The organism is Nanchangia anserum (genome assembly GCF_015240065.1).
GTDB lineage: Bacteria > Actinomycetota > Actinomycetes > Actinomycetales > Actinomycetaceae > Nanchangia > Nanchangia anserum.
This window is the reverse complement of sequence record NZ_CP060506.1, coordinates 51,446-73,634: the sequence shown is the minus strand read 5'-3', so window position 1 is coordinate 73,634 and position 22,189 is coordinate 51,446. Positions and strand designations below refer to the sequence as shown.

The 22,189-nt window shown below is 66.1% G+C and carries 17 protein-coding genes and 2 tRNA genes; 2 read left to right on the top strand and 17 right to left on the bottom strand.

What is annotated here, in order from left to right:
* Window positions 1-2: 2 nt before the first annotated feature.
* The 3 genes from H8R18_RS00295 to H8R18_RS00285 are packed head-to-tail and all read right to left on the bottom strand — an operon-like array spanning window position 3 to window position 2,544.
* Complete coding sequence (locus H8R18_RS00295; protein ID WP_191071716.1) at window positions 3-896, bottom strand: L-ribulose-5-phosphate 3-epimerase; 894 nt, start codon at window positions 894-896, stop codon at window positions 3-5.
* A complete protein-coding gene (locus tag H8R18_RS00290; protein ID WP_191071715.1) occupies window positions 893-1,552 on the bottom strand; it encodes an orotidine 5'-phosphate decarboxylase / HUMPS family protein in 660 nt (219 codons plus the stop codon). The genes H8R18_RS00295 and H8R18_RS00290 overlap by 4 nt, the downstream gene beginning before the upstream one ends.
* Window positions 1,553-1,554: 2 nt before the next feature.
* Complete coding sequence (locus H8R18_RS00285; protein ID WP_191071714.1) at window positions 1,555-2,544, bottom strand: phosphotriesterase family protein; 990 nt, start codon at window positions 2,542-2,544, stop codon at window positions 1,555-1,557.
* A 315-nt stretch (window positions 2,545-2,859) separates the two neighbouring features.
* Between H8R18_RS00285 and H8R18_RS00280 the strand changes: the two genes are divergently transcribed.
* Together H8R18_RS00280 and H8R18_RS00275 are read left to right on the top strand one after the other, a co-directional pair.
* The gene (locus H8R18_RS00280) at window positions 2,860-3,789 is read left to right on the top strand and encodes a sugar-binding transcriptional regulator (protein WP_194189285.1); all 930 of its coding nucleotides are present in this window, start codon (window positions 2,860-2,862) and stop codon (window positions 3,787-3,789) included.
* 101 nt (window positions 3,790-3,890) lie between these two features.
* Window positions 3,891-4,451, top strand: a complete 561-nt coding sequence (locus H8R18_RS00275; RefSeq protein ID WP_191072005.1) for an OB-fold protein — start codon at window positions 3,891-3,893, stop codon at window positions 4,449-4,451.
* Between the two features lie 69 nt (window positions 4,452-4,520).
* Here the strand turns inward: H8R18_RS00275 and H8R18_RS00270 are convergent, their stop codons facing one another.
* The 14 genes from H8R18_RS00270 to H8R18_RS00210 form a co-directional block, all read right to left on the bottom strand.
* A complete protein-coding gene (locus H8R18_RS00270) occupies window positions 4,521-5,831 on the bottom strand; it encodes an adenylosuccinate synthase (RefSeq protein ID WP_191071712.1) in 1,311 nt (436 codons plus the stop codon).
* Between the two features lie 88 nt (window positions 5,832-5,919).
* On the bottom strand, window positions 5,920-6,216 hold the full coding sequence (locus H8R18_RS00265; protein WP_194189284.1) for a hypothetical protein: 297 nt from the start codon (window positions 6,214-6,216) through the stop codon (window positions 5,920-5,922).
* A complete protein-coding gene (locus H8R18_RS00260; protein WP_194189283.1) occupies window positions 6,209-8,755 on the bottom strand; it encodes a choice-of-anchor M domain-containing protein in 2,547 nt (848 codons plus the stop codon). Before H8R18_RS00260 ends, H8R18_RS00265 begins: the two co-directional genes overlap by 8 nt.
* On the bottom strand, window positions 8,752-9,645 hold the full coding sequence (locus H8R18_RS00255; protein WP_191071710.1) for an anchored repeat-type ABC transporter permease subunit: 894 nt from the start codon (window positions 9,643-9,645) through the stop codon (window positions 8,752-8,754). The genes H8R18_RS00260 and H8R18_RS00255 overlap by 4 nt, the downstream gene beginning before the upstream one ends.
* Window positions 9,642-10,394, bottom strand: coding sequence for an anchored repeat-type ABC transporter ATP-binding subunit (locus tag H8R18_RS00250; RefSeq protein WP_191071709.1), 753 nt, complete (start codon window positions 10,392-10,394; stop codon window positions 9,642-9,644). The genes H8R18_RS00255 and H8R18_RS00250 overlap by 4 nt, the downstream gene beginning before the upstream one ends.
* Window positions 10,391-11,365, bottom strand: coding sequence for a choice-of-anchor M domain-containing protein (locus H8R18_RS00245; protein WP_191071708.1), 975 nt, complete (start codon window positions 11,363-11,365; stop codon window positions 10,391-10,393). The genes H8R18_RS00250 and H8R18_RS00245 overlap by 4 nt, the downstream gene beginning before the upstream one ends.
* On the bottom strand, window positions 11,362-13,017 hold the full coding sequence (locus H8R18_RS00240) for an anchored repeat ABC transporter, substrate-binding protein (protein ID WP_191071707.1): 1,656 nt from the start codon (window positions 13,015-13,017) through the stop codon (window positions 11,362-11,364). Before H8R18_RS00240 ends, H8R18_RS00245 begins: the two co-directional genes overlap by 4 nt.
* 2 nt (window positions 13,018-13,019) lie before the next feature.
* Window positions 13,020-14,777, bottom strand: a complete 1,758-nt coding sequence (locus H8R18_RS00235) for a choice-of-anchor M domain-containing protein (RefSeq protein ID WP_191071706.1) — start codon at window positions 14,775-14,777, stop codon at window positions 13,020-13,022.
* 152 nt (window positions 14,778-14,929) lie between these two features.
* Window positions 14,930-18,433 carry a bifunctional proline dehydrogenase/L-glutamate gamma-semialdehyde dehydrogenase gene (locus H8R18_RS00230; RefSeq protein ID WP_191071705.1) on the bottom strand — a complete coding sequence of 1,168 codons (3,504 nt, stop codon included), beginning with the start codon at window positions 18,431-18,433 and terminating at the stop codon, window positions 14,930-14,932.
* Window positions 18,434-18,764: 331 nt separating this feature from the next.
* On the bottom strand, window positions 18,765-20,294 hold the full coding sequence (gene putP, locus H8R18_RS00225) for a sodium/proline symporter PutP (RefSeq protein ID WP_191071704.1): 1,530 nt from the start codon (window positions 20,292-20,294) through the stop codon (window positions 18,765-18,767).
* Between the two features lie 88 nt (window positions 20,295-20,382).
* Complete coding sequence (gene rlmB, locus H8R18_RS00220; protein ID WP_191071703.1) at window positions 20,383-21,378, bottom strand: 23S rRNA (guanosine(2251)-2'-O)-methyltransferase RlmB; 996 nt, start codon at window positions 21,376-21,378, stop codon at window positions 20,383-20,385.
* A gap of 487 nt (window positions 21,379-21,865) precedes the next feature.
* A tRNA-Ala gene (locus H8R18_RS00215) sits at window positions 21,866-21,938 on the bottom strand.
* Between the two features lie 2 nt (window positions 21,939-21,940).
* The gene (locus H8R18_RS09425; RefSeq protein WP_263406228.1) at window positions 21,941-22,072 is read right to left on the bottom strand and encodes a hypothetical protein; all 132 of its coding nucleotides are present in this window, start codon (window positions 22,070-22,072) and stop codon (window positions 21,941-21,943) included.
* A 33-nt stretch (window positions 22,073-22,105) separates the two neighbouring features.
* A tRNA-Ile gene (locus H8R18_RS00210) sits at window positions 22,106-22,179 on the bottom strand.
* Window positions 22,180-22,189 lie beyond the last annotated feature (10 nt).

The window sequence follows — 22,189 nt, the reverse complement described above, 5'->3', positions numbered from 1 at the left end:
GTTTACCTCTTCCTTGAGGGAGGAACGACGTCAATTCCGGCCTCGTCGAGCCAGGAGGCGACGATAGCGCGGGCATCGGCGCACCGCGCAGCGGAATCGGCAGCCTCGTCGTTCCACATTTCGATCATCATGCGTCCGCACCAGCCCTGGCGGGCCAGCTCGGCGAAGGCCCCGGCGAAGTCGGCCACGCCCTCGCCCAGCGGGATGCGCCGCGGTTGTCCCGGCAGCACGTCCTTGACGTGGATGGCCACCATGTGGTTTTCACCGGCGGCCAGCTCGGTGCGGGCGTCGCCGCCGTGTTCGGCGATGTTGCCGACGTCGGGGTAGACCTGTAGCCACGCCGAGGGGCACTCGTCGAGGACGGCCATCGCGTCGGGGATTGAGGCGATGTCGTGGCCGTCGACGTTCTCGATACCGAGGATGATCCCGGCCTGTGCCGCGTAGGGCAGGGCGCGCGCGAGGGTGTCGACGTAGCGGCTGCGGGCATCCGGGTCATCGTCCTCGTAGTAGGCGAAATACCCGGCTACCTGGAGCACGCTGACGCCGAGGCGTCGACACAGGTCGATGCCTTTGAGGTAGACCTGGTAGGCCTCCTCGCGAATCGCCGGATCCGCCGAACCGGGCATGATGCGCCGGTGCAGCGACAGGCAGATCCCGCCGATCTGGACCCCGGCCGCCGCGGCGGCCTCGCGCACCTCGGCGCACTGGGCGTCGTCCCAGTCCAGGCGCGCCGCGCGTTCGGGCGTCTCGTCGACGGAGATGTCGACGAAGCTGAAGCCCGCCTCCACCGCCTGGTCGAAGAAGCTGCGCCACTCGCCCGTCCACCGCAGGGCCTTTTCGTAGATCCCCAACGTCACCGCTGCCGGGATAGGTGCCCGAGCGGTCGTCGCGCTCATGCGTCCTCACCCCACACGCGCGCAATCGCCTCGTTGAGGGTGTGCGCCGCGGCTGCCGGGTCCTCGGCGGCGACGATGGCGCGTCCGGCGATGACGACGCCGACGGGGGCACCGGCGAACGTGTCGAGTTCATCGGCTTTGATGCCGCCGGTGACGGTGACGGTGAAGCCCATCTCGGCCAGTTCGTGGACGCGGGCGACGTCCTCGGGATGCCAGGCAAGCGTGCCGGCGGCCTCGGCGTCGCGGGAGCGGTGGACGATGACGTGCTTCGCTCCCAGCTCGGCCCACTTACGCGCCTGGTCGGCGTCGTAGTCCTCGCCCAGTTCGATCTGGACCTCGCCACCGAACTCGTCGGCAACCTTGACGACCTGCTCGACCGTCGTCAACGAGGCACCCGCGACGACGCTCACCCAGTCCGCACCGGCCTCAAAGCACAGGCGCGACAGCTTCGCTCCGGCCTCGGCGATGCGCACGTCGGCGAGGATCGTCTTGTCGGGATAGAGCGCGCGGACGTTGCGAACAGCGCTCAGCCCCTCGGCCAGCAGCAACACGGTGCCGCATTCGATGACATCGATCTCGTCGACACACTTCGCTAGCGGCCCCAGCGTCGAGGGCATGTCGAGGGTGTCGAGGGCGACCTGGAGCCTGGGCCGCATCGCTACTTCGCCTCCCGCATCTGGAAGAACGTCGCGGCGTTATTGATGAGCAGGTCTTCGACGTAGGAGCGCTCGAAGCCCTCGTCGAGCATGCGCGGGCCGTCGTTGGCGGGGTTGAAGTCGACGCCGGTGACCGAGCCGTAGGCCTTCTGATAGGAGGCCTTGCCCGAGTCGGTGCCCAGCAGGATCCGCTTGCCGTAGCCCATTTCGCCGAGTTCGCGCAGCTCCATGATGCGGTTGGAGTCGGGCTGGTACTTGATGCGGTTGGTGCCGTCGATCTCGAGGTAGGCGCCGGTGTCGAGAATCTGCTTGAGGTACCACACGTCGGCGTTGCGCTGGATGTGGCCGATGGCGATCTGATCGGCGGGGACGCCCATAGCGATGAGTTCTTGAGCCTGCTCGAGCCCGCACGTGCCAAACGTCGTGTGGGTGTTGATCGGGGCGCCGGTGGCGATCGAGGCCTGGGCGGCCGCACGCATGCACTTGTGCTCAAAGTCGGTGATCATGCCGTAGGAGGTGGCGATCTTGATGCAGCCGGCCTTGGCGTCGGTGCGCTCGACGATGGGGCCGGAGTAGTCGTGGCGGTCGATGCCCTCTTCGATGTCGGCGATGAGGAGATCGGTGATCTGGTCGACGCTGTAGCGGCTCACCCAGTGGCTGCGGGTCTCGAGATAGACCTTTTCGCGGTGGAAGCCGGTGGTGGCGATGACCTTGAGGTTGGGAATGCGCGAGACGACCTCGCGCAGCTTGTCCATGTCGCGGCCCGAGTTGGCCGGGCACATGTCGACGATGGTGCCGCCCTTGTCGGACCACTTCAGCGATGCCTCGGCGAAATACGTGCCTTCTTCGACGGCCTTGTCGATGTCGTCGAGCAGGTGATCAGGGTCGATGAAGACCTCGCCCGCGCCGGTGCGAATGAGGTGATCGTGTGCGTTGACGACACCGAGTTCGCTGGCCTCCACGTCGCCGTTGATCGTCCGGACCTTGCCCATGAGTCACTCCTTTGTCTCGATTGCGCCCCTGTGTGGGCGTATCTCCACGGTGCCACCAAAAACACCACCCCATAAGGGCTATGTGTGCACATATGTCAACTAAGCGGACCCGAAGCCCGGTTCTTACCCCGATAACCTGCGCTCTTGATCATGTTCGCTCCGTCACAGAATCTTGGTTTTGCACATTTGTACTCCACACCGGGATCGATACCGCTCGCAATCGGCTGCGTGAGGCCGCGGCGATGACTAGCCTGAAAGGAAAATCGAGCGCCGACCGGAGGTGTCACAGTGGACGGCCGGAGTGGACGTGGGCACGTGCATTTGCTGCTCAAGGTTGCCCAGATGTATTACGACGAGGGGGCTACCCAGGCCCAGATTGCGCGCGAGGTGGGCTATTCGCGCCCGACGATTTCTCGCCTCCTCACCGAAGCCCGCCAGCGCGGAATCGTCACGATCACCATTTCCCATCCTCTCGAACGTCTCATCGCGCTCGAAGACGCCCTCGTCGACCTCTACGGCCTCAAGGCCGCGCGCGTGACGGACAGCGAGGCGGGGATACCGATCTCGGAGTCGGTCGGGCGCGAGGCCGCCCAGCTACTCATCGGATACGGCGGCCACGACAAGGTCATCGCCCTGTCGAATGGGCGCTCCGTAGCCGCTGTCGTGCGCAACATGCCCCGGCGCCATTGGGCACGCGCATGCGTGGCCCAGATGATCGGCTCGATTGGGCGCGGGCTGACCGTGGAGGACTCCCCGGCCATCTGTCGGATCCTCGCCGACCGCATCGGTGGCAACTACGCGCAGATGCCCGTACCCCTCATGCTTGAATCCGCCGCACTGGCCGGCGCGCTCCAGAGCGAACCCCAGGTTGCGGCCGCCCTCCAGTTGGCCGCGCACGCCGACGTTGCGCTCGTTGGTGTGGGAGCGGTGGATGCGTCGGGCGTCGGTGGGCCGATTCTCCAGCCCTACATCACCGACGAGATGGCAGCCGAGATCCTCGCCCTCGGGGCGATTGGGCACATCTGCGGTCACCACTTTGATGCGCGCGGGCGTCACATCCACACGGCACTGTGCGATCGCATGATTGCCCTCGACCCCCTGAAGCTGCGCGACGTTCCCATCGTCATCGGTGTCGCGTGGGAACCGGCAAAGGCCCGCGCCCTCAAGGCGGCGATGGCCGGGGGTTATCTCAACACCCTTGTCGTCGACCGCGAGACGGCCGAGCTGCTGCTCGACGAGGACTAGCTGTACCGATCTCTGCCTGTCACCTCGCAGTTTTCTTTGTTATGCTGCGAGCGCCATAGTTTCCCCTGGGAACATGACCCGCACAGTCAAAGGAGCATGAAATATGTCAACCCCCCCCCACGAGCGATAATTCTCAGGTAAACGCGCCGGCGAAGAAGCCGTTCTATAAGAAGTGGTGGTTCTGGCTGATCGTTGTCATCGTCGTCATCGCCATCGCGATGGGCATGGGCAACGGCGGCAATTCGACCGACGGCGCCAAGGACTCGTCTTCGGCACCGGCCGCGTCGCAGGAGCAGACGCAGGACGATAAGTCCTCCTCCAAGGCCGAGGAGCCTGCCGAGGCCACTCCCGAAGTTACGGTGAGCGCCGCCGAGATCGTCACCGCCTACACCGACAACGAGCTGGCTGCCGACAAGCAGTACAAGGGCAAGGTCGTCCAGATTACCGGCACGATGGACCAGGTCACCGACATCTTGAGTTCCAAGGCTGTGCGCATCACCAGCGGCGACGAGTACGCGTTCGAAGGCATCACGTGCGCGATCGATGATTCGCAGGTCGACAAAGCGGCCGAGCTCACCAAGGGCGGTCAGGTCACCGTCGTCGGTAAGGTCGACGGCTTCAACCAGATGAATATCGAACTCAGCGACTGCACGATTAAGTAGCACACGCTAACGCGCGGGCGGCCTCCCCAGATGAGGGGAGGCCGCCCGCGTCGTATTCTCAGCTACGCGTTATCGGCGCGTGTCCGACAGGCGCCCGGGCAGCAGCGGGTGGCGTACGATCGTCGCGTCGCGCTCGGCACCCACGCCGATCACCGAGATCCGGCAGCCCGAGAGCTGCTCGAGGGTCTCGATGTAGTCGCGGGCGTTCTTGGGCAGATCACCGAAGGTACGCGCCTGCGTGATGTCCTCATCCCAGCCGGGGAAGTATTCGTAGATCGGCTGTGCGTGGTGGAACGCCGTTTGGTCGTTGGGCAGCTCGTCGACGCGCGTGCCATCAACGTCGTAGGCCACACACACGGGAATCTTCTCGTACCCGGTCAGCACGTCGAGTTTGGTCACGACGAGATCAGTCAGGCCGTTGACGCGCGAGGCGAAGCGGGCGACGACGGCGTCGTACCAGCCGGTGCGGCGGGGACGTCCCGTCGTCACGCCGAATTCGCCACCAGCCTGGCGGAGCTTCTCGCCGTCCTCGCCCATCAACTCGGTGGGGAAGGGGCCTTCGCCGACCCGAGTCGTGTAGGCCTTGGCGACACCAATGACGCGGTCGATTCGGGTGGGGCCGACGCCGGTGCCGGTGCACGCCCCGCCCGCGGTGCAGTTCGACGAGGTGACGAACGGATAGGTGCCGTGGTCGATGTCGAGCATCGTTGCCTGGCCGCCCTCGAACAGCACGGTCTCGCCGCGATCCAGGGCGCGGTTAACCTCGAGGGAGCAGTCGAACACCATCGGGCGCACGCGTTCGGCGTAGGCGAGCAGGGCGTCGGCGACCTGTTCGGGGTCGACCGGATCGAGGGCGAACTGGGTCGCCATGACGCTGTTCTTGCCCTCGAGCGCTGAGCGGACCTTCTGCCGCAGGATCGACTCGTCGAACAGGTCCTGGACGCGCAGACCGATGCGGTTCATCTTGTCGGCGTAGGTGGGGCCGATGCCGCGTCCCGTCGTGCCGATCTTGCGCTCGCCGAGGCTGCGTTCGGCCAGACCGTCCATGATCTTGTTGTAAGGCGGGATGATGTGGGCGTTGTCGGAGATGCGCAGGCGCGAGCAGTCGACTCCGGCCGAGGTCAGCTGGGCGATCTCGGCGAAGAGGACGTCGAGATCAACGACGACGCCGTTGCCGATCACCGGGGTGACACGCTTGGACAGGATGCCGGCGGGGATGAGGTGCAAGCCGTACTTCTTGCCGTCAACGACGACGGTGTGCCCGGCGTTGTTTCCTCCGTTGAACTTCACGACCCAATCGACGTCTTGGCCGACAAGGTCAGTGACCTTCCCCTTGCCTTCGTCGCCCCACTGGGCACCAAGAACAATGAGCGCTGGCATGTGTGGCCCTTTCCGTATGGTGAGCGGCACCCCAGGTGGGGGCGCCCGTCTCAGTGTAGCGGGCGAGGAACGTCACGGCGTGGAGAGCTCACCCCTCTGTCTCGGCGGTGCGGCGGCGCTTGCGATGGAGCCACGCGAGGATTCCCGCGGCGATGAGCGCGCACAGCCCCGCGAGCGCGATGGTGCCGCCGATGCCGAGGAGGAGGCCCAGGAGCAGGCGGTCATGCCCGGTGGTGAGGTCCGTGGCGGTGCCGAGGTCTGCCGAGGTCGTTTTTGTAAACGTCTCGTGGGTTTGGGGTGACTCCTCCGGTGCCGCAGCCGCGGCGGGTGCCGGTGTGGTCTGGGCGGGAGGCGCGCTGATGGTTCGTGCGGGTGCGCTAGCCACCGCCGGTGTTGTCATGGTCGAGGTGGTGTCGCCGGAGTTGTGTGCCGGGTAGTCGGCGTGGGCTTCTCCGGGCGCACCGGTGGGTAGGGGTTTCTTGTGAGGGCGTCCCGGGGTTGGGCGCGGGTGCCGGGGTTGGCGTCGTGTCGCCGCTGATCGGGCCGGCGATGCTCGTGCCGTCGCAAGCGTGGGGATCGGCCAGGGGGGTGCCGAGCTGGGTGAGCTGGTCTCGTCCGAGGGTGCCCACGGCGTAGGTCGCCCGCATGGTCGTGGCGTGGGTGTCGCCGGATGCCGCGTCGATCCATCGGTAGGTGTAGTCGAGGACGTAGATGCCGGGTTGGGTGAAGAAGGTCGCCGGGTGTTCGTGGACGGGTTCGCGATAGAGGCGGCGCAGCTCGGGCTTGGCGGAGTCGAAGAACGTCTGCCACGGGGTCATGACCGATCCGCCCTGGCCGACGATGACGCGGCCTTTGGCCGGCATGACGCGCGGGGTCATCGTCAGGCTCACACCCGCGCGGGTAGGGGTGCCAAGGTGTTGGGTCGAGATGCCGACCCAGGGACGATCGTTTTCTTGGGTCTGGGGGATGTACCAGGCCTTCCCCAGTGAGGTGATCTCTTTGTCGGCTCCGGTGAGCGCGGAGAGGTCGTGGGTGGGGTCTGGCACCGTGAAGGCGACGGTCCCCGAGGCATGCGTGCGGGGGTGAGCTGGGTCGGCGGTGTCGACGACGACGGCGTTACCGTGCGCATCTGGGCCCATGTCCATATGTCCGGCGGTGACGACGGCGGGGGCACGGTGCCCCAGTGCCACTCGTGCCGGACATAGCTTCTCGCCTGTCGGGGTTGGTTGGGAGGGGTCGGGGTGGGGGGTCGGTTCGGGCATGGGGTTTGGTGTGGGATCCGGTTTGGGATCGGGATGGGCCGCGCACGTCTCTCCCGCCCGCGAGTCTTGTGGCAGGTTGGCGGTTTTGCCGATGATGCGGTGGAATTCGTTGATCGACGAGTTGCCGACGACGGTGTAGAACGGGATGCTCTGTTGGGCTGACGAGCCGTCGGTGCGCGTGTACGTGATGTCGACAGAGTCGCTGTACATTCCCGGGGCGTTAAATGCCAGGTCGAAGACGATCGGCGTGTTCGCCGGGGCGCTGAATTCGCCGCTGATGCCGCTGTCGGAGCGGGCGATCGGCGAGAACGTCTGGCCGTTCCATTTCCCCCATGCGTGAACGCGGTTTTCGTCCGAGGCGTCGAGGGAGGGGAGGACGGAGACGGGGTGGGAGGTGTCGATGCCGGGCAGGTGGGCAACGTCGATCGTCACCGCCGGGTGTCCCCCGCGCCCCGTTGCCCACAGCCAGCCGGTCGGCAGGGCACGTCCGAGGTCGGCGTTTTCGGGCGTGTCGGCGAGGCAGGCGAGGGAGTTCGGGGAGTCGTCGACGTCGAGGAAGAGCGCGGTTTTGCCGGGATGGTTCCCGATGCGCACGTTGCCGTCGTCGTCGCCGCTCAGGTTCACCGGGTCGGCGGTCTCCAGCGAGGTGTCCTCGTCCCAGCTTGCGCCGAATTCCATCTGCGAGCGCACGCTCGCCACGCCGGTGGCTCCCGCGGGCGGGGGGCCGGGGGTCTTCGAGTGTCCGCCCTGGATTCCGTCATCATCGTCGTGGGGATCGCTGAGACCCATCGCATCGCGCATCATCTCGGCACTCGTGGACGGCTCGGAGTATTCGCGGGGGAAGTCCTTCGGTAGCCCGGCGTCGGCGTTGGTGCCCACGAGCCAAATGACGTCTGTCGCGGCGGCGTGTTGGGGAACGTTCGCGCCCTCGATGTAGCTGCCGGACCAGTGGGTGTGGTAAATCCCGGGTTTGGTGAAGGCGAAGCTCATGTGGGCGTGACCGCCGGGTTGTAGCTGGGTTGAGTGGTAGAGCGGATCGGCTGAATTGATGATCTGCTTGGCCGGCGACATGGCTGCGTCGATGAACACGTTCATTCGGCCCGGTCCGGCGAAGTCCTCTAGCGACAGGGTGACTTTGTGGTCGGGGATATCGGGCTGGCTCAGCTCGTGTTCGGGGTCGAAGGCGCCGACTCCGGCCCACAGCGGCGAATTGTTGTCAGCGCGAGTAAAGGGGGCGTACCACAGGATGCGTCCGGGTTTGCCGAGGAAGGCATAACTGGAGTCTTTCGGCACGACCATGCGCGAGGTTTCGCGCCCGCCCGACGAATCGGGCCCCAGGCGCAGGCAGACGCTGTTGGCGGGCACGACGGCTGATCCGGCGACGACCATCATCGTCGGCTTGCCGCCGCTCTTGGTCAGGTAGATCGGATCGACGTGGTCGCGGTAGATGAGGTAGCGTCCCGCGCACGGGTGCGGCGTTCCGTCGGGAAGCTTCAGATCGGCGGGTACGCGCTCGCGCAGGCGCAGCACGCCGGGCTTGTGGTCGCTCGAGACGAGGGACGCCGGGGAATCCGCGCGAGCACTCGCGCCACCTCCCGCCACGATGGTTGCGATCGCGACGAGGAGAGTCGCGGTGGTGGCGAGGAATTTTCTCGGTGTCATACGGATGCCCCTTTCCGAGGCTGGCGGCGTGCGGAGGCGCGGCGTGCCCACCCGATCGCGAGAAGACCGCGTCGAGGTGCGAGGAGCCACGTGAGGACAAACAGAGCGGTGGCGACCAAGACGATCGCGGCACCGGTGGGGACGTCGAATACCCACGACAGGTAGATGCCGATAAAGGCGGCGAGGACGCCGACAAGCGGGGCGAGCATCATCATGCGACCGATGCGGTCGGTGAGGAGGCGGGCCGTGGCGGCCGGGGTGATGAGCAGGGCGAGAACGAGAATATTGCCGATCGTGCGCACGCTCATGACGACGGCCGCCGTGACGGCCAGGTACAAGACGATGTCGAGCAGGGTGACCGGCATGAGGGTGGCTCGGGCAAATTCGCGGTCGAGGGAGACGGCGACCAACTGCTTGTGGAAGAACGCCACGATTCCCAACACGCAGGCCCCGCCGATCGCGACGACGATGAGGTCGGTATCGCTCACGCCGGTCAGTGACCCGAAGAGAAACGATTGCAACGAACCGGAGTATCCGGGGACTCGCGAGATGACGACGAGCCCGATCGCGAAGGCAGCCGCGAAGAAGATCCCGATGATCGAGTCCTCCTTTAGGCGTCGGTTTTGCGAGAATGCGGCGACGAGGACGGCGACGACGAGCCCGGCGATGGCGCCTCCGGCCAGCAGCGACGCCGACAGGGCGAAGGCGATGGCCAAGCCGGGAAAGACCGCGTGGGCGAGAGCATCGCCGATGAATGCCATTCCGCGCAGGACGACGTGGCTACCGACGATCCCGCACACGAGTGCCGACAGCGTCGACACGAGGAGGGCCTTCGGGAGAAACACGAGCGTGGGATTGGTCAGATCGGTCAGGAAATCGAGCGGATTCATGCGCGCACCCCCACGCTTGCCAGAAGCGACGAGTCGGCCCCAACCCCGTAGGTGCTCATCCACACCTCGGCGTCGGTCAATGCCTCGGCGGGCGCATCGGCGCGCACCGTCGTGTTAACGAGGACGAGCCTCGGGCAACGATGGCACGCCCCGGCCAGGTCGTGGGTCGACATGAGGAGTGTCGAGCCGCCGGCGGCCAGCTCGGTGAACAGGTCGAACAGCAAATCGATCGTCGGCTGATCCAGGCCGGTGAAGGGCTCATCCAACAGCAACAGGTCGGGATTGCGCACGAGGGCGCGGGCGACGAGAACGCGCTGGCGTTGCCCGCCCGAGAGCTCGCCAATCGTGCGGGTGCGCGCGTGATCCATCGCGACGTGACGCAGGGCGCGAAAACACGCGGCGTAATCGTCTTCGCGTGCCCGCCGGCCCCACCGCATCAACGGCGTGAGGCCGCTCATGACCACCTGTTCGACGCTGACGGGATAGTCCCAGGCGAAATCGTGGCGCTGGGGCACGTAGCCGATGCGCGCCGCGGCCGCACGCCCGCTCACTCCGGCGACTCTGATGGTTCCCGCGGTCGGGGTGAGGATGCCGAGGATCGTGCGCAGCAGCGTCGTCTTTCCCGCACCGTTGGGGCCGACGAGGCCGACGAATTCGCCCCGGTGAAGCGACAGGGTGACGTCGCGCAGCGCCTCGTGGGAGCCGTAGCTCACGCACACGCCATTGACGTCAAGGGGTCTCGCGCTCACTGCTCGACCTCGCGGGCGGCGCGGGCGAGCGCCGCCGCTTGACGCGAGCGCGACGTGCGCACGACAACGACGGCAACGACGATGGCGATGATGCCGATGACGCCCAGACCGATCCCGACGCCGATGAGGACGGTGTGGGAGGATTCCGCGGTGTCACCGACGGCCTCCACGGCGTCGTTGGGGTGTGCCTGGGAGTGGGCCGTGGTCGTCCACGACGCATCGGCGGCCTGCTGGGCCGACACCTTCTCGCCCACGGCGAACCGCACGACCTGCGAGTCCTGCACCGTGGTGCCGTCCTTGAGGGTCGCTTTCGCGGTGAGGCGGACCAGGTGAACGCCGGGGGTCGTGAACACCCAGTTGGTGTGAACGTGGGTATTGAGGTCGACGTGGAGGATCTGGGCCTCCTTGGTCGTCGACGTCCAGTTTTGTTCGGGGCCGCCGAAGTTCCCGGCCTGGTAGAAGTTCGTGAATTGGCCGGGGCCCTGGTGGCCCTCGAAGATCATCTCGATGGGGCCGTCCGCGGCGGCGACGACCGCGGGCGATTGGGTCGACCAGCCCAGCCACGGCACACCCGCGACCTCTGACTGAGGAACGACGTAGACGTTGTCGCCGGGCTTGGCCCCGGTAAACGCGTAGTCCTTGCCCTCGGGCAGCTTCATGATCGCCTTGTCGGACACGCGAAACACGACGTTATCTAGGGGGCGCCACACCGACGGGCTGACCGTGTCGTCGCGCGCCATGAGTTTCCACGTGCCGTCAATAAGCTTGGGAGCGAGGTCGCAATGGCCGTGGTCAAGGACGACGGTCGAGTCTTGGTCGATCGGTTCGTTGTCACTGACGACCTGCTGGAGCGCCGGATCTGAGGGGGTGTCATCTGCCCAAGCCGGCAGGGCCGCACCGCCGAAGCACAAACCTGTCGCCAGCAGCATCGCCGCGAGCGCGCGCAGGCGCCGTGAGCTGTATCGAGTCATCTGGTCGTTCCTTTCTCGACATCGCCGAGCAGGTGGGCCCGGGTCTTGGGTGGACGGGGAGCCTCGAAGCGGGCGGGCGGAGCCCCCGCCGGGTCCAGGCACACTTTGAGGTTGTAGGCGTTCGATGCCATCGCCTCGACGTAGGAGTCGACGTCGGGGGTGAAGGTGTCGCCGTAGAGGGTGCAGACGCGCCGGTGCGTGGTGCCGGCAGCCTCGACGAGTTCGCGCGAATAGGTGGCGAACATCGGTTCGACGAAGACAGCCGGAACGTCGAGGCTTTTCAGGCTGCGGTTGAGGCGGATCAGGTCGGTTGTTGAGGGTTCGACGCCGGGGTTCGGGGTGACGAATGCCGTGATGGTCAGGCCGTATTCGTGTCCGAGGTAGCCGTAGGCGTCGTGTGTCGTCACGAGGTTTCTCGCCTGTGGCGGGATTGACCCGATGACCTCGCGCATGTAGGCGTCCAGGCGTGCGAGTCGTGCCTGGTAGCGCGCGGCGTTGGCGCGGTAGGTGGAAGCCCCAGCCGGGTCGAGGCGGATGAGGGTATCGCGGATGACGTCGACTTCGGCACTCACGTTGGGCACGGATTGCCATACGTGTGGGTCGATTTCGCCGTGTACGTGCTTGCCGAGGACGGCCTGGGCGAGGACGTAGATGTGGTCGCCGGCTGCGCCGAGGAACCGGTAGGCCGGGTCGCCGGGTACTTCGGTGAGGGCGTGCTCGGGCACGACGACGAGGGTGGTGGCTGGGTCGTAGGAGGCGTCACCGGGACCACCGTCGGCGCGGTCGCCGAAGAACTCCAGGGCGCCGCTGTCCCAGTTTGCGCTGAGGTCGACGTGGCCAGACGCGAGGGTCGTGCGCGGTGGTGCCCCCATCGCGGTCTCGGCTTTCGCCGGATCAACTCCGACAGCGAAGGTGACCCACACCGGCGGTAGCGTCGCGGTTGCCGGCTGACCCGGTGCGGGTGCTCTCTCCGCGTCGACCTGCATCCGATAAATTCCGGGAGCGGTGAATGCCCAGGACATGTGGGTGTGGGCGTTGAGGGGGAGGGCGACGACGTCGGAGTGGTCGATTCCGTCGCCCGAGTTGATGTAGGGCTGGGGTTGACCAAATGTTCCCGTGAGGTAGGCAGCGACCGTGCCAGGCCCCTGGACGTCGCGGACACGGATCCGCACCTCGTCGTCGCCGCCGCTCGCGCGCAGTTTCTCGGCGCGCACGCGCATTCCCAGCCACACGGTATCTAGCGAGCGGTCCTCGACCAGTTGGATGAGGTGGGCACCGTAGGTCTTAGATTCTTCGGCGAGCCGGATGTGACGCTCGGGTGCGGAGATGTTGGCGTCGATCGTGTGGATGAGGGAGTTTTCCTCCAGCAACAAGTTGTTCGAGAACACGGCGTCGGCGTGAGCGACCGTGCGCGTGTCACGCAGGGTGGGTTCCCACGAGTGGGGATCGGCCCCATTCGGAATGAGCTGGGCGACGTCGGCGCGATCACCGGCGACGTTGCGGACGATGTCGGTGACGACCGCGGTGGTCCCGGCGAGCTGTAGCCGCCCTCCCCCGCTGCCGCCGGATGCGGCGGCAGCGGCGGGGCTCAGCGTCGTGACACACGCGAGGACGCCAAAAATCGCGCAGACCAGCAGACGGGGACGGGTCATGACTACTTTCGTGCCCGCAGCTGAGCGCGCAGGGCGAGTCCGCCGAAGCCGGCCAGGATCAGTGCCACGCCGAAGAGGGCGATCGCGGGGGTGAGCGGGCTAGCGCCGGTTGAGGCCAGACCGCCGTGAAGGGTGCACGGCTGACCCGACGGGGTGCGCCCGGCGATCTCGGTGAGGGTGTAGGTGCCATCGGCGTTCTTCGTCACCCGGGCACCGCCAGCGCCAGCAGCACCGGCGGGTCCCTGGACGTCCTCGAGCTTCCACGTCACGGGTCCGGCAGCTTGGGCCAGAAGCGATTCGTTCTGCGTGTTCGCCCCCACCCACGGCACGCCGGCCTTCTGGGTCGATCCGATCATGTAGACGGTGCCGGAGATCCCGAGCGTACCGAGCTGAGCGGGCACCGCGGTCTTTCCTGCCTCGCCGACGCCGAACGTCACGGATTCGGGGTTGACCCACGTCGGCGGGGACTTGCGGTCGTCCTTGAGCATCGGCTGGAGCGTGTTCCCGCGCAGTTCGGCCCCCAGGTCGAAGTGTCCGTCGTTAGCGGTGCCGCTGCCGCCGGCGATGAAGGTCAACGTCGTCTTTCCCGAAACGACCTGGCCGTTCTTCAGCGGCACGCTTTGGGATAGCGTCACCCGATAGGTTCCGGCGGCGGGAAAGATCCAGTTGGGGTGCACGTGGGTGTGCAACGGCAGCTGGTGAGTATCTCCCACTTTGGTGAACCAGACGTTGCCGACAACCGTGCCGAGGTTGCCCGACTCAAAGACCGCGATGCGCGATGCTGACCCGCCGCCGCGGTGCTTCTCAGCCTCCTCAGCCGAGACCTTGCGCGTGACCTCCTTGGGCAGGCATACCTCGGTCGAGGCCGCCGGAGCCGCCGGGGCCGGGGCAGCCTGACCCGCGCCCGCGGGAGCAGGTGAGGTTGCCGGCGCGCCTGCGGGCGTCTCGTCCGGGTGAGCAGGCGCGGTGTTAGCCGTGATGTGCTCGGCTGGCGGCGGTGTGGTGTCTCCCGCTTCGGGGGTAGACGACGGGGCCTTTTCGCCCTTCGCGACCTGGCAGGCTTCACCGGTGTGGCCCCCGACAGCGAAGGTGTAGGACTGGCGCGCCGACGAGGTCGTGCCGGCATCGCCGTGGGCCTCGATGTGGGCGCTCACCGTGTAGATGCCGGCCTTGTCGAAGGCCCAGTAGAAGTGCTTGTGCGTCAGCGGCGGCCCGTCGACGAGGCGGTCCCCGCCGCGCACGACGTAGTCGTCGGCGGCTTTCCCCTTGGCCAGGGGTCGCGGAGCTTCTCCCAAATTGCCGCCGATAAACAGGCGCAGCGCACCGGGCCCCGACACCTCGTCGAGGACGATGTCGGCACTGCGGAATTTGCCCTGGGCCAGCTCCATGAGGTCCCAGCCCACCCACGGGATGTTGGCCTCTTGGACCTGCGGCAGCACGTAGGCCGGGTGCCCGATGACGGCCTTCGCGTTGTCGGCCCATGCCGCTTGCGGAACGTCGATGACGGTGTGGCCGGGTTCGTAGCGCGTGCGGGAATCGCCGGAGTTATCCCATCCCAGTTCCAGGGTGACGCTCCCCGATGCGGCCGTCGCCTTGAAGGCGTCAACATGCCCGGATTCGATGACGGTAATTCCCTCGCACTGCGGATCGGCGGCGACGCTCGGCGTGGCCGCCGATCCGATCGTGCCGATGGCGACGGCTCCCACCGCCACTCCAGCCGCGCACATGCGTCCCAGCTTGCGCAGACATCCTCTCGCCATGCCGGCTCCTCCCGCAATCGATAACCAGTATCAACCGACCGGCTCACCGTAGCAGAAACCGACGCCTATTGCGAACTACTCCCGTTACCGAAAATGAGACGACAACGCCGCGGGCACCATCGTGGGTACCCGCGGCGTTGAGAGAGCGAGAATTAGATCTCGACGGTGTCGGACAACGGCGTCCGGTTACCGAAACGGTGGTTCGTGAAGCTGACCGCCTGCTCGTGAACAAACGGCAGCATCTCGACGTACCCCGAATACGTCACCGGATGCGACCAGATAGCGACATCGACGGAGCCGTCGACGGCCTGTGCGACCTCGGCGTGGGAGCCGCCGATGAGGCGAATGCGCCCGTCCAGCCCGGCCTCGTTGACCCACTCATTGAGGTGCTCGGCGAACTGCGCATCGGTATCGACGCGCACCTCGACGTGGTGGAGCCGCAAGAACTGCGCCATGTCGCCGTCGAGGGGACGCGGCACCGAGACGGTGAGGTCGGAGCCGACGGAGCGGCCAGCCGCGACCACGTGGAGGAGATCGGCCAGGGCCTTCTCGCCCAGCCCGTCGCCCTCGCCCACCTGGTCGTCGGCGACGCGGATGGTCACGGGCAGCGGGAAGTACCGCAACACGTTCTTCTCGCACGGCAGACCCGACGGATCGTGCGTGACCCCAAACTCGCGATCGAGCGCCTGCTGATCGGAGCGCAGCGACGCCAGCGCCGCCTCGCGGATGGAGGCGTCGGTGAAGCGTTCGGCGACCTTGCGGGCGTCGAGGAGGATGCGCGAGCGCAAGACGACCTCGCCGTTCGGGCGCGACGGCTCTGCGGGCTGCCACTCGCCGAGCCCCGCCAGGTAGTTGGGGCCACCGGCCTTTCCGCCCGCGCCGACGGCCGAGCGCTTCCACCCGCCGAAGGGCTGACGGCGAACAATGGCACCGGTGATCCCGCGGTTGATGTAGACGTTGCCGGCCTCGACGCGCTCAAGCCAGTAGTTGATTTCGTCGGCGTCGAGCGAGTGCAGGCCCGCGGTCAGGCCGTAGTCCGTGGCGTTTTGCCACTCGATGGCTTCCTCGAGCGTGTCGCAGCGCATGATGCCGAGGATCGGGCCGAAGTACTCGACCATGTGGTATTCCGATCCCGGCTTGACGCCCGCGCGCACGCCGGGGCTCCACAGCCGGCCCGTCGTGTCGAGCTGGCGCGGCTTGATCGTCCAGCGCTCGCCCGACCCGAGCGTCGTCAGTCCGCGCAGCAGCTTGCCCGATGCCGGCGTCGTCAACGGGCCGATCTCGGCTAGCGGGTTCGTCGGGTAGTCGATGACGAGCGACTTGACGGCGTCGACCAACTGGGTGTGGAAGCGCTTCGAGTAGCCGACGGAGCCGACGAGGATCGCCAGCGACGAGGCCGAGCACTTCTGACCGGCGTGGCCGAACGCCGAATTGACGACGTCCTTCACGGCCAAGTCGAGGTCAGCCGACGGTGTGACGATAATCGAGTTCTTGCCCGAGGTCTCGGCGAGCAGGCGCATGTCCGGCTTCCACGAGCGGAACAGCTTGGCCGTGTCGATGCCGCCGGTGAGGACGACGCGATCGACCTCGGGGTGCGTCATGAGGCGCTGACCGAGTTCGCGTTCGCCGACCTGGATGTAGCGCAGGACCTCCTTCGGCACCCCCGCGGCCCACAGGCATTCGGCAAGCACCGCACCGACGCGCGCGGATGCCGCGGCCGGCTTGAAGATGACGGCAGAGCCGGAGGCGAGCAGCGACACGCACGTGCCGCACGGGATCGCGATGGGGAAGTTCCACGGCGGGGTGGCCACCGAGACGCGCGACGGCACGAAGGTTGCGCCCTCGACCGCCTCGATGTCCTTGGCCTGTTCGGCGTAGTAGTGGCAGAAGTCGATGGCCTCGGAGACCTCAACGTCGCCCTGGTCCAGGGTCTTGCCGCACTCGTGGGCGGCGATCTCCATGAGGTCGCCGCGCCGCTTGCCCAGCTCAACGCCCGCGCGGTGGAGGATTTCGGCGCGCTCACGAGCCGGCTTTGCGGCCCACGCGTCGCCCGCCTTCGCGGTCTGGGTGACGAGGTCGTCAAGGCGCTCGCCGTCGGAAATTCGCGAGGCCGCCGCGGTCTCGCGTCCCAGCGAGGAGGTGGCGATGCGCGAGGTGATGCGCCGCGCCCACTCCTGGTTGGCCGGCAGCGCCGGGTCGGAATCGGGGGTGTTGTCGAACGTCCACTCCCCCGACGCCGTGCGCACGGGCGCCGCGATCTGCTCGTCGGACTCGGTCAGGCGGTTCTGGGTGCGGCGCGGCCCCACCGGGAGCTCGCCCATGCGCTGATAGGCGCGACGGAAGCGCTCCTGCTCCTTGGCGATGACCTCTTCGTCGCTGAGATCGAAGATGTTCGACATGAAGTTCTGCGGCGAGGAATTTTCCTCGAGGCGGCGCACGAGGTAGGCGATCGCGACGTCGTAGTGGGCCGGGTCAACCACGGGGACGTAGAACAGCAGGTGTCCGGTGTCCTCGGCGACGGCTCGCGCCTGGGGTGCAGCCATGCCCGAGAGCATCTCGAACTCCACTCCACCGTTTTCCAAGACCCCGCGCTCGTGGGCGAGTTCGTAGGCGAAGGCCACGGTGAACAGGTTCATGCCGGCGACGCCGATGCGGATGTTCTTCGTCCGCTCCTTCGTCAGGGCCCAGTCGAGAACCGTCACGTAGTTCGTGTCGGTATCCTGCTTTGACGCTTCGGTCGTCAGCGGCCACCCGTGCATGTCGGCCTCGACGGTCTCCATCGCGAGGTTGGCACCCTTGACGACGCGAACCTTGATGGGGGCACCGCCGGCCTCGACGCGTCCGCGCGCCCATTCCTGCAACTGCTGCATTGCCGGAAGCGCATCGGGCAAATAGGTTTGCAAGACGATTCCCGCAGGCAATTCATGCAGGCCTGGCTGAGACAAAATCCGGGTAAATACATCAATGGTCATATGGAGGTCTTTGTATTCCTCCATATCCAGGTTGATGAATTTGGGCGGATCGTAGCGAGCAGCCTCGTGGTAAAGCGGCAACAGGGAATCAACCGCACGCTGGACAACATCGTCGTACGCCCACGGCTGGTGCGGCCCGGTGACGGCAGAGACCTTCAGCGACACGTAGTCGACGTCGTCGCGCTTGAGCAGCTGCATCGTGTCTGAGAGGCGCTTGTCGGCTTCGTCGTCACCGAGGACGGCTTCACCCAGCAGGTTCATGTTGAGGCGAGCGCCCCCCTGCTTCAAGCGTGCGATTGCCGGCCCCAGCTTCTCGTCCGTCACGTCGACGACGAGGTCGCCAACGAGCATGGCGAACGTGCGCTTGACCAGCGGCATGACGAGGTGGGGAGCAAACGGAGCAACCGCCCCGCCGAGCTTGAAGGGAGTGCGCAAATACCACGGAATAAAGCCAATATCTCGCGAAGCCAGCTGCTGCAACGTCCGCGCGGCGATGCGCTGATCCTCGGGACGAATGATGCCGTCGACGAAGCTGACGGTGAAGTCCAGACCCGCGGGATCCTTGAGCACATCCGCCAGCAGCTTTGCCGCCCGATTGTCGGGGTACTGACGCGATTGCTTGACCCATTGGCGGGCTCGACGCACCGCCAACTGCTCAAGCCGCCCATAGTCTGTTGCGCTCATGAGCTACAGTTCCTTTCCGCGCCGTGGCGCTGTTACATGGGAACGCGCGAGCCACCCTGGTCGCACTCCGCATCCGGTTCCTGTTTGGGAAAGCCACGCCCGCCGTCCGCGCGCACACCCGCCGCGCAGATTGAGAGTTTTGATAGCCATCCGTCGCCTTTGCAGGCTATCACGCTAAGCCAAGGCGACCAGGTACTTTAACGCGTATTCTCCGGGAAAATTCCCCTGTTGATTGAGGGCCGACACGGTCGTCTTTTTTCGCGGTGATCCCGATGGATTTTCCAGGGAGCTCCGCGAGACCGTGCCGGCCCATCGTGACGATCGCGAAGTGTCAGCGAGCGAGGCGCACGGCCTCGTCGAACTCCGCATCGATCTGCGGGTTCGGCTTGTACGTGGCCGCGGACACCGCCCACGCTGCGAGCAGGTTGAAGAGGAATCCCGGCAGGATCTCGTAGACCTGGAACAGCAACGGAACATTGTCGGGCAGGTTGCCCCACACCCCGACGGTGACCGCGCCGACGACCATGCCGGCGAGCGCTCCCTGCCACGTCAGGCGGCGCCAATACAGCGACAGGATGACGACGGGCCCAAACGCCGCACCGAACCCGGCCCAAGCAAACGACACGAGGCCGAGGATCGAGTCGGTCCGGAACCACGCGAGGATCGCGGCAATGACGGAAATAGCGAGCACGGACAACCGGCCCATGGTGATGCCCTGGTTGCCCACGAGCTCGCGCGAGCTCAGGCCCTTGTAGACGTCTTCGACAACGGCCGAGGACGACACGATGAGCTGGGACGACACCGTCGACATGATGGCGGCAAGGATCGCGGCGAGCATGAAGCCGGCAAGGAACGAGGGGAACAACTTTTGCCCGAGCACGAGGAAGACGGTCTCGTGCGCGTTGTTGTCCGAATGGGTGAGGTCGGGGATGTATCCCTTGATCGACAGTGCCCGGCCAACGAGCGCGGTCAGTCCCGCGCCGATGACCGACAGCGCCATCCAGCCGATGCCGATGCGGCGGGCGGCGCGCGCCTGCTTGGGGGCCTTGAGTGCCATGAAGCGCACGATGATGTGGGGCTGGCCGAAGTAGCCCAACCCCCACGCGAGCGCGGAGATGATCGACACTGCGCCGGCCAGCGTCAGCCCGTGGGGCCCGAAGACGGCAAACAGCGAGTCGTCCTCGGAGTTGAGGGTGGCAACGACCTCGCCCATGCCGCCGGCTTTGCCCAGCGCGACGGCGGGAACAACGATGAGGGCGACGAGCATCATGAGGCCCTGGACGACGTCGGTGTAGGACACCGCGAGGAAGCCGCCGACAAGGGTGTAGAGGATGACGATGCCGGCAACCAGCGTCATACCGACGTGGTAGTCCATGCCGAACGTCGACTCAAAGAAGGTTCCACCGGACACGATGCCCGAGGAAACGTAGAAGGTGAAGAAGATGAGGATGATGAGGCCGGCGACAATGCGAATGAGCTTCGTCGGGTCCTTGACGCGCGCCCCCATGAAGGAGGGAACAGTGATGGAGTTTCCGGCGATTTCCGAGTAGGAGCGCAAACGTGGAGCCGTGATCTTCCAGTTGATCCACGCCCCCACGGTCAATCCGACGGCGATCCAGCCCTCGACCAACCCGGTGAGGTACAACGCGCCGGGCAGACCCATGAGCAGCCACCCGGACATGTCGGAGGCGCCCGCCGACAGTGCGGCGACCATGGGGTTGAGCTGGCGCCCCCCAACCATGAAGTCGTCGAGATCGCTCGTTCGCGTATACCCGTAGATACCAATGATGATCATCGCCACGAAGTAGATGATCATGGCGATGGCCTGGCCTGACGTGGCCTGGTTGGTAAAGGCCTCCATTGCCTCACTCCCCTCTGCTTATCTTGAGATAGAGATTCTCCGTCTCGAGCGTAGCAGGAGGAGGCGTGACGTGGGCCTCACCGGGCGGCTAAGTATTGTCGGCTGCGACCTGCCGGGTCCGGGCGACGTCGTAGAGGGCGATCGAGGCCGCGACCGAGGCGTTGAGCGATTCGACGGCCGACGTGATGGGGATCGAGGCGAGCACGTCGCACGTGTCGCGGGTGAGTCGCGACAGGCCGTCACCCTCAGCGCCCGTGACGAGGACGAGGGGGCCGTCCGCCAGGCCGGATGCGGCCACACCCGTGGTACCTGCGGCGTCGAGTCCGATCGCGAAACAGCCGCGCGCCTGGCACGTCTTCATCGCCGCGACGAGGTTGGGGACGCGGGCGATAGGAACGCGCGCGGCGGCGCCGGCCGAGGCCTTCCATGCCGTGACGTTCATCGAGGCCGAACGCCGCTTGGGAATGACGACGCCGTCGGCGCCAAAAGCGCCTGCCGAGCGGACAATGGCGCCGAGGTTGTGCGGATCGGTCACGCCGTCGAGCATGACGATGAGGGGGCGACCGCTGCGTCGCGACGCATGGTCGAACAAGTCGTCGAGATCGCAGTAGTGGTACTCCTCGACCTCAATGGCGACGCCCTGATGGACGGCACCATCGGTGGCGCGGTCGAGGTCGGAACGGGGCACCTCGAGGACGGGCGCTCCCTGCGCCGTCGCCGCGGCAATGACCTGCGACAGGCGCTCGTCCGTCGCGAGGTTGCCGGCAAGGTAGACGCGCGCAATCGGCATACCCGAGGCCGCCGCCTCAACGACGGGGTTGCGCCCGGCGATGAGCTCGTAGCCGTCGCGAACTTTCACGGTTTGGCGCTTGGAGCGGGCTTGTTCCTGCGCGGCCTGCGTCGACTCGACGCGTTCGCGACGCTTCTTGGCGCGATAAGCGGCGTGATAGGGGCGATCTTCTGCCTTCGGCACGTTGCCGCGGCCCGCCAGGGCGCGTCGGCCCTTGCCGCCAGAGCCCTTAACCGGGCCCTTTCGTTTGGAATCCCGCTGGGGACGCCCATGATGATCGTCGCGAACTGCCATGCCCCAAGCCTAAGGGATACCCGCGACACTGCCCTGCCCTCTTAGAGATATGCCGAGAAGCACGTCTGGCGATAACGTGACTCACAGGAGAGTCCTCATCCAGCTCTTCCGCATAGTCCATGTCGCAACGGCAGGATGAGTGACGTCATAAATTCCCGTGACCCATAAGAGGCATCACTATGTTTCATCGAACGTATATCGGCCCCAACGGAGATCGCATCGAGCTCTCGATCTCCCTTGGAGATAACACGAACATCGCCGGTCCGTCGGAGTGTTCGGCACACATCGCCCTAACGGGGACCGCGGTTGACTACGAGTTTGACGTAATCGGGGTCGATTGCATCCAAGCCTTCGAGAATGCGCTAGCTGTGCTTCATTCGGTGGAAGAAAAAGAGCAGCTTTCTCTCCCCGGAGATTAGATTACCGATACGAATCGGTTCTGAGCTGACGCTCACTCACTGCGCGATTCAACGCGGCACATATGCAGTGGAGCTAGTCGGACTCGAACCGACGACCCTCTGCTTGCAAAGCAGATGCGCTACCAGCTGCGCCATAGCCCCCGTCAGACTGCTGCGGCCGAGGCATCCGCATCGAGGCGGTGCCAGCGCGCTGGCGAGGTGGAGAGGTCGTGGGCAATCGATCCCGCGACGACGGCAGCCACCGCCGTAACCAGGAAAAATACGATGCGCTTCATCCGACCAGCCTCTGATCCTCGCGAAACAGTCAGTGGGCCTAGCTGGGCTCGAACCAGCGACCTCAGTCTTATCAGGACTGCGCTCTAACCAACTGAGCTATAGGCCCTCCGTGCCGA

Bases quoted from the DNA above. Each gene is read 5' to 3' on its own strand.
- H8R18_RS00295 (WP_191071716.1), bottom strand. From the start codon at position 896: ATGAGCGCGACGACCGCTCGGGCACCTATCCCGGCAGCGGTGACGTTG.
- H8R18_RS00290 (WP_191071715.1), bottom strand. From the start codon at position 1,552: ATGCGGCCCAGGCTCCAGGTCGCCCTCGACACCCTCGACATGCCCTCG.
- H8R18_RS00285 (WP_191071714.1), bottom strand. From the start codon at position 2,544: ATGGGCAAGGTCCGGACGATCAACGGCGACGTGGAGGCCAGCGAACTC.
- H8R18_RS00270 (WP_191071712.1), bottom strand. From the start codon at position 5,831: ATGCCAGCGCTCATTGTTCTTGGTGCCCAGTGGGGCGACGAAGGCAAG.
- H8R18_RS00260 (WP_194189283.1), bottom strand. From the start codon at position 8,755: ATGACACCGAGAAAATTCCTCGCCACCACCGCGACTCTCCTCGTCGCG.
- H8R18_RS00255 (WP_191071710.1), bottom strand. From the start codon at position 9,645: ATGAATCCGCTCGATTTCCTGACCGATCTGACCAATCCCACGCTCGTG.
- H8R18_RS00245 (WP_191071708.1), bottom strand. From the start codon at position 11,365: ATGACTCGATACAGCTCACGGCGCCTGCGCGCGCTCGCGGCGATGCTG.
- H8R18_RS00240 (WP_191071707.1), bottom strand. From the start codon at position 13,017: ATGACCCGTCCCCGTCTGCTGGTCTGCGCGATTTTTGGCGTCCTCGCG.
- H8R18_RS00235 (WP_191071706.1), bottom strand. From the start codon at position 14,777: ATGGCGAGAGGATGTCTGCGCAAGCTGGGACGCATGTGCGCGGCTGGA.
- H8R18_RS00230 (WP_191071705.1), bottom strand. From the start codon at position 18,433: ATGAGCGCAACAGACTATGGGCGGCTTGAGCAGTTGGCGGTGCGTCGA.
- putP (WP_191071704.1), bottom strand. From the start codon at position 20,294: ATGGAGGCCTTTACCAACCAGGCCACGTCAGGCCAGGCCATCGCCATG.
- rlmB (WP_191071703.1), bottom strand. From the start codon at position 21,378: ATGGCAGTTCGCGACGATCATCATGGGCGTCCCCAGCGGGATTCCAAA.
- H8R18_RS09425 (WP_263406228.1), bottom strand. From the start codon at position 22,072: ATGAAGCGCATCGTATTTTTCCTGGTTACGGCGGTGGCTGCCGTCGTC.